Here is a 7,619-nt window from a genome sequence, read left to right on the forward strand (position 1 = left end):
GGCCTCCTATGATTTTAATATTTTATCATAGAAGACCTTTGTTGTGTTGAATTTACAGAGTTTTTTTCACAGGCTCGACAAATGCTCATTTTCACAATTTTCTGGCGAAATAAAGTAAATAAAGATCCTGTTCTATATATCATAGTATGAACAGGATCTTTTTATAATGATTTATTTTCTATCTAAAATTTTATTAAACCGACTAAAGACTCCATAGTTTGTGTGTTTGACTTACTGTTTATATCTATCTTCTCCTAAATATTTTTCTAGTCATTGCAATATAAAATTGCTTATACAGTCTCTCCCTTAAGAGTCCTGGTATTCTGGATAATATACAGAGCGACCGATATGACCATCATTATAGCACACAAACCAATCAACAGATCTGATACCATCGGTGTAATGTGGAACCATATAATATGCACCGCTGCAGTTCCATATAATAAAAAGGTTACTATCTTTCCATGCCAGTCTGCACCATGTACTTTTCCTGTCTTTCGTATCACAAGACATCCACTGACTACCATATACAGCTCCTTACCTGCCATTATTACGATTAAAAGAAGCACATGCGGAAAACGAGTAAACAGACAGATTAACATCGCTGCCTGTGTCAGCTTATCAGCCACCGGATCAAGTATTTTTCCTAAATTACTAATCCTATGGAATCTTCTTGCGATATATCCATCAGCAAGATCCGTAAGACCAGACAGCAATAAGATTTCACCAGCTAACAGAGGATTTTTCTTTACACAATAACTCCATATAATTACCGGAATCAGACAAAGCCGAAAAAAAGAAAGAAGATTAGGAACCGTAATAATTCTATTCAAATTTTCTTCCTGATTCACTTCACTCTGCATGTACGGTTACCTCACTTTCCTTTTTTTTAGACATAAACCAATAAAATATAACACAAAATGCTAAAGCAAACACAACACCAAAAACATTTTGAATCACTCTAAGACTAACCGCTCCTTGTAGTCCATAACTCTCTGTAGCAATGGCCAAAGCACCAAATGTGTTAAATACTGCCTGCCAGCCATATTTTGCAGAAAGTCCTACACCAATTCCGCCAAGGATTCCTATATATGCATAGATTGACGAAGGAAGCAGAAAATATAATACTGTAAAACATATAACACCTGCAATATTTCCGACAATCCTTTTACGGACTCTGTAGTGCATATCTTCCATAAACGGCAAAATCACGGACATGGCCGCAATACCAGCCCACATTGCACGTGGCATATTACAAAGTTCTGCAATGCAAAGGACAATCGGTACGCATAAAATCTGACATATCTGCCATTTTGTTCTGGAAGAAGTGATATCAAATTCTTGTATCAGATCTTTCAGATTTCTTTTATAAGTTCTGTTTTTATGATTTCGATAAAATACGAAGCAGGTAAGTGCTGCACCTAAAGCCATTCCGACTAACCGCATCTGATAGCTTTTTCCCGTAACATCATAACCATATAGCAGCAGATACCCAAGAACCAATGTAGATTGATTAAACATGAATGGATTATGGCATCCGAACAGAATCAACACAGCCAGTGCCGCAATATTTAACAGCATTCCCAATACCGGTGAAAACTGATTTGCTAAATGCGGACATACAGTCATAATTACAAAGAACAAAGCCAAAAGCATCGTAGATTGTCCGGTGTGGATCCCCAGATCCGCATTTCTAAACACCATGAGACATAATAAGACTACTACACCTACAATGCTGTTCTCCTTTCCAAATAGAATGCTGAAAATACTAACAAATAAAAAACAAAATGCCATTGTAACAGCTATCTTCACCAGATATACCCACATATGATATAATTTTTCTTTTAGTGTTTCACTCTTTTTCAACAGGTTTTTAGAACCTGCCTGATTTAACTGCAACTCCTGATAAAATGTCATATAAATCCTCCTATCTTCTAATTTATCTTAAAACTATATAATCTCATCTTTCTGCTTTGGCAGCTCTATAACAAATCTGCATCCACCATATTCACGGTTTTCTGCTTTGATTGTTCCTCCGGCACTATCTACAATCCGTTTTACAAGTGCAAGACCTAGGCCATTTCCTTCTGCTTTATGAGATCCATCTACCTGATAGAACTTGTCAAATATTCTGGATTTTACATCATCCTCTATTCCTGGTCCTTCATCTTCCAGAATGAACTTAACAGAATCCTGTTCTTGTTTCAGAAACATCGTAATTGTCCCCTTTGAAGGACTGAACTTAATCGCATTATCCAAAAGATTTATCCAGATATGCATAAAAAGTCCTTCATTCCCAGTATATTTAACTTCCTCCAATTCTACCTGAAAACCAATTTCTTTTTCTGTCCATTTTGTTTCCAATGAAAGAAATGCCTGGCGGATCTGTTCATCCAGACGATATTCTGTTTTTTTCATTGGTATATTCTGATTCTCTAACTTGGATAACAGCAAAATATTACCAACCAATCCGGAAAGTCTTTGGGTGTTAAATAAGATTTTTTCTACATATTCCTCTTGATCCGGAGACAGTTCTTCTCCCTGAAGCAGCATTGTATATCCTTCAATGGCATTAATCGGGGTCTTAAACTCATGAGAAACATTAGATACAAAATCCATCTGCAGCACCTCTGTTGCACGAAGTTCTTTTGTCATAACATTAAAACTTTGATAAGATTCTCCAACTTCTGCTATACGGCTGTTCGTTTCCAAATGCTGTTCAAAATCTCCCTGAGAAACTTCCTTCATTGCTTTACTAAGTCTGGTAATTGGTTCCAGTAACTTTGCATTGATAAAGGAAGTGATCAGCCCTGCAATCAATGTATTGAAAATCAAAAGCCAGCCAAGCACAGGTATGCTGCCCGGCAGATTAAAAAAATGATTCAAAAAAGCAAATAATAAAGCAGATATGACTGTTGAAAATACAAGTGCCAGCCAGATTGTACCAGTCAGACAGGATCGGATCCGCAATTCTTTTTTTTTCTTTTGTTCCATTATTTTTTCACCACCTTGTATCCAATTCCACGCATTGTTACGATTTCAAAATCCGGGTTATCTTTAAAACGCTCTCTGAGTCTTCCTATATGTACCTCTATTGTATGTGGGTCTGCCTCCGTCTCGTATCCCCATACTTCATCCATCAACTGTTGTTTTGTAAATGTTCTGCCTGGCGAAGCTGCAAGCTTATATAAAAGCAGGAATTGTTTTTTAGGTAAAACAAGACTTTCCTTATCAGTTGTAACCGTCATTGCATCATAATCAAACTCTGTTGAACCGATCACAATTTTGTGTTCATTCAATATCTGTGCACGGCGAAGCAGTGCTCCGACTCTTAAAACCATTTCATTCACATTTACCGGTTTTACCATATAATCATCACTTCCAGAAAAAAATCCCTGACGCATATCATCAAAGGAACCTTTCGCAGTGATCATAAGCACTGGTATCTGATATCCTGCTGAACGAAGTTCTGACACCAGTTCATAGCCATCCATAACCGGCATCATAATATCAGAAATGATCAGATCAATATATTCCTTATCCAATACTTCTAATGCCTGTGCTCCATCCGATGCACTTTTGACTTGATATCCATTCTTCTCAAGCACTTTTTGAAATAGCTGGCTTAATTCTTTATCATCTTCTACAATCAATATTTGAAACACGTTTTCCTTCCTCCTTATTAAAACAGATACCTTGCCCATCCAAGCAGATGCTGTACCAAAAATATTTTTCTCTGACGTTTCTTTGTTAATTCGATCGGCTCTACATGATATGGATCATTATAAGTTCCGCCTTCTAATATCTGGCGGGACACTTTTTCATATTCCATCATGCCCTCTTCCAACTGTTTATTAATATCTTTACTGCGTATTACAAGCATCAGTTCCGTATCCAGATATGCACTTCTCATGTCCATATTAAAGGAACCTATTACAGACAGATCATCGTCAATCAGAATACTTTTTCCGTGGTATGAATAACCGCCTTCATATTCCCAGATATTAATTCCTGTACTTAAGATTCTATTTCTGTTTTTCGCATAATCGGCAGACCCAAATGGATTCCCATTATTCGCAACTGAATTTGTCATGATAGAAAAATCTGAAACGTTCTCTGCAATCTCCTCCCATGTATTATACATCATATCATTACAGATAATATATGGCGTGTGGATCTTCACACGATTTTTTGCATTTTTCATCAATTCTCCCAACTGATACCACACTACTGGTTCTTTGGAACCTGTGTGAATAGGATTTGACACTAATGTAATCTTTTCTGTCTCAAAAGTTTCATCCGTATAATCGGTCTCGCAGATTCTTTCCTTATTCTCTTCAAAATATTTCTGATAGCTGTTCTGCAGCTCTAAAACTGCGTTCTTTACAGATTTTCTATTTGCCAGTTTTTTATTGTTATGAAAATAACCACTGTCTTCCTGATTCCATATGGTTTCAAAATACTCTGACAACTGGTTAACTGAATTTTCTTTCTCAGGTTCATCGCAAACCACTAACACATCTCTGTCATAGTTCTTATGTCCCGGAAAATCACCCAGGAAATAATTGTATGTATTTCTTCCCCCAAGAATATATCCCTTTCCATCTGCAATCAAATATTTATCATGCATTCTACCCATCATTTTCCACGATTTCAACGGATTGGCCTTATTATACAGTTTAATTTCAACATTCTCATGGGAAGATAATCCATAGAAATACGGATTTCTTTCCATATCAATCCAGCTCTCCATTCCATCTACTAACAGACGAATATGTACACCTCTGTCTGCCGCATCATGCAGTGCTCCTAAAATCAATTTTCCACTTTCATCGGATTGAAATGCAAAAGTAGAAAGAATAATTTCCTTTTTTGCATTCTTGATCAAACGCACTCTTTGTAAAAGTGCTTCTGGATTCTTTTCTATGATTACTGCCCGTTCTGTATTTTCACTGCATTCGTTCCATGACCCATTTTTTGTTTCTTTTTTGGTTGTATTGGACACTTCCGGCTGCTTTTTATATGCAACGCAGATTCCGAGCAATTCATAAAAAGCCACACATAAAAAAATTGCCAGTATAACAAGAAGGATTTTACATATTTTATGCTTTTTCATTGTACATTACCTGATTCCTTTTTATTTCATACTTATACAATACAAAGTCAATCTCAATTTAACCTCAACAAGGTTTGTTTTTTTATCCATGCAAAATCTTCTTTGTACAACAGACTGTTAGATATAGCAATCCAGCAAATAATCTCATAAATAATTGTCCCAGTCGCAAATATGCACTTCGTCCGGTTTGATATTGGTCTGTCACACTCATTTTCGCATGACAGAAACCAGGAGTCCACTCATAAACACGAACACCATGTTTAACTAATCCATGATAAAAAGAACGAGTTATATTATAAATGAATTTTTTATCAGGGATACCAGGTGTGATAATTCTTACGTCTCCCCCTCGCTTAGCAGCCAGACATAACGCATGCTTAAAATGGAATCATCTTCACTTAATACCCGGATGATCACCGGTACTTTACGGTATCCAAGTTTCTCCGCAGCATGTTTTCTTCTGTGGCCGGATATGATCTCATAGTATCCATCCAGTACCGGTCTGACAATCAGCGAATTTAAAATACCATACTTCTCAATGCTTTCCTGCAGAAGAAACATTTCCTTATCATCTTTTATCTGAAACGGGTGCTCTTTGAACGGCCGAAGACGCTCAATCTCAATTTCTATGATTCTTTCTTCGTTTTCTCCTGATTGTCTGTTTGACCATTAGCTGTAGCTAATAGAATTGAATACTGTTTCAGCTAATTTATGTTTGCAGGTTTGGGAGAGATTGTTTCTTTTCCCGCCTTTTCTCTGATTTACATCCCCGAATAAGGGGTGACAACGGAGCTGAATCCAAATGTTAGCTGGTAATTGATCATTTTGAATGGAATTTTGTGTCACGAACGTGATTAGAAAATAACAAAAGCGTTCGTTGTCAGCTAATCCAGCTAACATTTTCGAACGCTTTGAAGCCCGTCGCCAAGAGGATTTGAACCTCCGACCCCTCGCTTAGGAGTTCATCCTGATACAGAAAACAGCTTGCATTCTATGTCAATCAAAGTCATTCAAAGCCTTGATTTTGCTGCTTTTTCTGTCAGTTTCAGATAAGATAAGAAAACCTGTTTTCATCTGAGGAATTACAGTTTGGGTGGAAAAATGGTGGATTTTTCACCATTAGGGTAAAGCCAACCTGTTCCTTCCTATTATAAATGATGACTACCATTACCTGACATTTTACAGTAATGATTATTTAGTTTTCTTATTAGATCTACATCTATTATACCGTGCTTGCGGCCAACTGTCGATAACAAATTGACCGCAAATGCAGTATTTTTTCTTGCTTTTACACTACCGATACCACATGACTTCTACACTTCAAATATTCGGAATTATTTCTGCATGGTTTTCTGTCCTTTGCTTTTATAATTCAGAAATAACATACTTATTCTGATTTGTCTTCTGATATCAATGCACATAACTCTTCTGATAATAGTGTATTCAAAGCAGACTTATGCTCCAATAATTGTTCAGTTGCTCCAATAACTATCTCAGAAAACTTTGTTTCTCCCGCTTTTCTTCTTAAAACCAAATCCAAATTTCTAGCTTTTGCTGAATCTAACGCATTTCCTTTTAACAGTGTCATAGGTTTGGCATTTCCAACAACAGTGAAACCTAATGTAGAACTAGCATTACCTGCTGCTAATGAACATCGTATTCTATTTTTTTCAAAGTCTTCTTCAACCGAAGTTCCGACAGAAAACATGTTCATAATAGATGGTAACGAATTGATTTTTCTTCTAACAGAACCTTTTACTTCACTTTCATTCTGTCCTCTTTTACAAAAATCAAAATCAGTTTCTTCCAGAGTACCACCATAACACTTTTCAAAAAATGATGTTGCATCTAAATTTGTATGTAGTCCTGTAAGATGTAGATAATTATCCTCATGTGCACTCACTATATAATATTCATTCTTTTCAAACGCCTGGGAACAGAGTAAATATTCATATTCAACATAATAGTGCTTATATGAATATGCACATTGAATGACCGTTTCTTTTACACGCTGTGAAAAACTCTTTTGTTCTTCCATAAAGCCTCCATATAGTAAAATAGAAGGATGACCTCGCAGTCATCCTTCTACTAATTTTTCACAGTTTATTCTGCAATGGGAATGGGTTTTCGGTCTCCATCCCGACCGCTGGAACAGGTTTAAGGTCTCTGTTCCGACCTTATAAGTATCTCTTTTTTGTATCTTAATTATACACTATCCCTTGGAAATAGTCAAAGAAAATTTGTTCTTCTTCGTATTTTATTATATGCAAAAAACGAATCGATGATACCTTAAAGAAATAAGAGGAGCTCCCGCAGGTTCTCCCCCGGTCGCAGGCCTCACAGGTTTCTGCAACGCAATCATTATATTCAGTTTACTTAACTTTTAGTTTCTTGTCAAGCTTTATGCCACAGTGAAAACTTTCCTCTGGTCCTATGTCAAGATTTAGTACAAGTTAAAATGAGAAATTTCTCCCCATTTTAACCTGCCAGAAGCTCAGCCTCA

At 36.5% G+C, this 7,619-nt stretch carries 6 protein-coding genes and 2 pseudogenes; all 8 read right to left on the reverse strand.

The genetic code is table 11. The features are described from left to right. Positions 1 to 290: 290 nt before the first annotated feature. Positions 291 to 863, reverse strand: coding sequence for a CDP-alcohol phosphatidyltransferase family protein (locus LKD42_RS14485; protein WP_005335451.1), 573 nt, complete (start codon positions 861 to 863; stop codon positions 291 to 293). Continuing rightward, positions 853 to 1,917, reverse strand: coding sequence for an FUSC family protein (locus LKD42_RS14490; protein ID WP_248836105.1), 1,065 nt, complete (start codon positions 1,915 to 1,917; stop codon positions 853 to 855). Before LKD42_RS14490 ends, LKD42_RS14485 begins: the two co-directional genes overlap by 11 nt. Before the next feature lie 33 nt (positions 1,918 to 1,950). Beyond that, a complete protein-coding gene (locus tag LKD42_RS14495) occupies positions 1,951 to 2,994 on the reverse strand; it encodes a HAMP domain-containing sensor histidine kinase (protein ID WP_147632190.1) in 1,044 nt (347 codons plus the stop codon). Beyond that, positions 2,994 to 3,704 carry a response regulator transcription factor gene (locus tag LKD42_RS14500; RefSeq protein ID WP_005421560.1) on the reverse strand — a complete coding sequence of 237 codons (711 nt, stop codon included), beginning with the start codon at positions 3,702 to 3,704 and terminating at the stop codon, positions 2,994 to 2,996. The genes LKD42_RS14495 and LKD42_RS14500 overlap by 1 nt, the downstream gene beginning before the upstream one ends. Then, on the reverse strand, positions 3,683 to 5,116 hold the full coding sequence (locus tag LKD42_RS14505; protein ID WP_248836106.1) for a phospholipase D family protein: 1,434 nt from the start codon (positions 5,114 to 5,116) through the stop codon (positions 3,683 to 3,685). Before LKD42_RS14505 ends, LKD42_RS14500 begins: the two co-directional genes overlap by 22 nt. A gap of 82 nt (positions 5,117 to 5,198) precedes the next feature. Continuing rightward, a pseudogene (locus tag LKD42_RS14510) lies at positions 5,199 to 5,492 on the reverse strand (phospholipase D-like domain-containing protein); the annotation flags it as partial. Next, positions 5,489 to 5,749: pseudogene (locus LKD42_RS14515) on the reverse strand (ParB N-terminal domain-containing protein); the annotation flags it as partial. The pseudogenes LKD42_RS14510 and LKD42_RS14515, both read right to left, overlap by 4 nt. A 754-nt stretch (positions 5,750 to 6,503) precedes the next feature. Then, positions 6,504 to 7,154 (reverse strand): PBECR4 domain-containing protein, encoded by a 651-nt coding sequence (locus LKD42_RS14520; protein WP_173898031.1) that lies wholly within the window; start codon positions 7,152 to 7,154, stop codon positions 6,504 to 6,506. Positions 7,155 to 7,619 lie beyond the last annotated feature (465 nt).

The organism is Hominisplanchenecus faecis, from assembly GCF_020687205.1.
GTDB classification, from domain to species: Bacteria; Bacillota; Clostridia; order Lachnospirales; family Lachnospiraceae; genus Hominisplanchenecus; species Hominisplanchenecus faecis.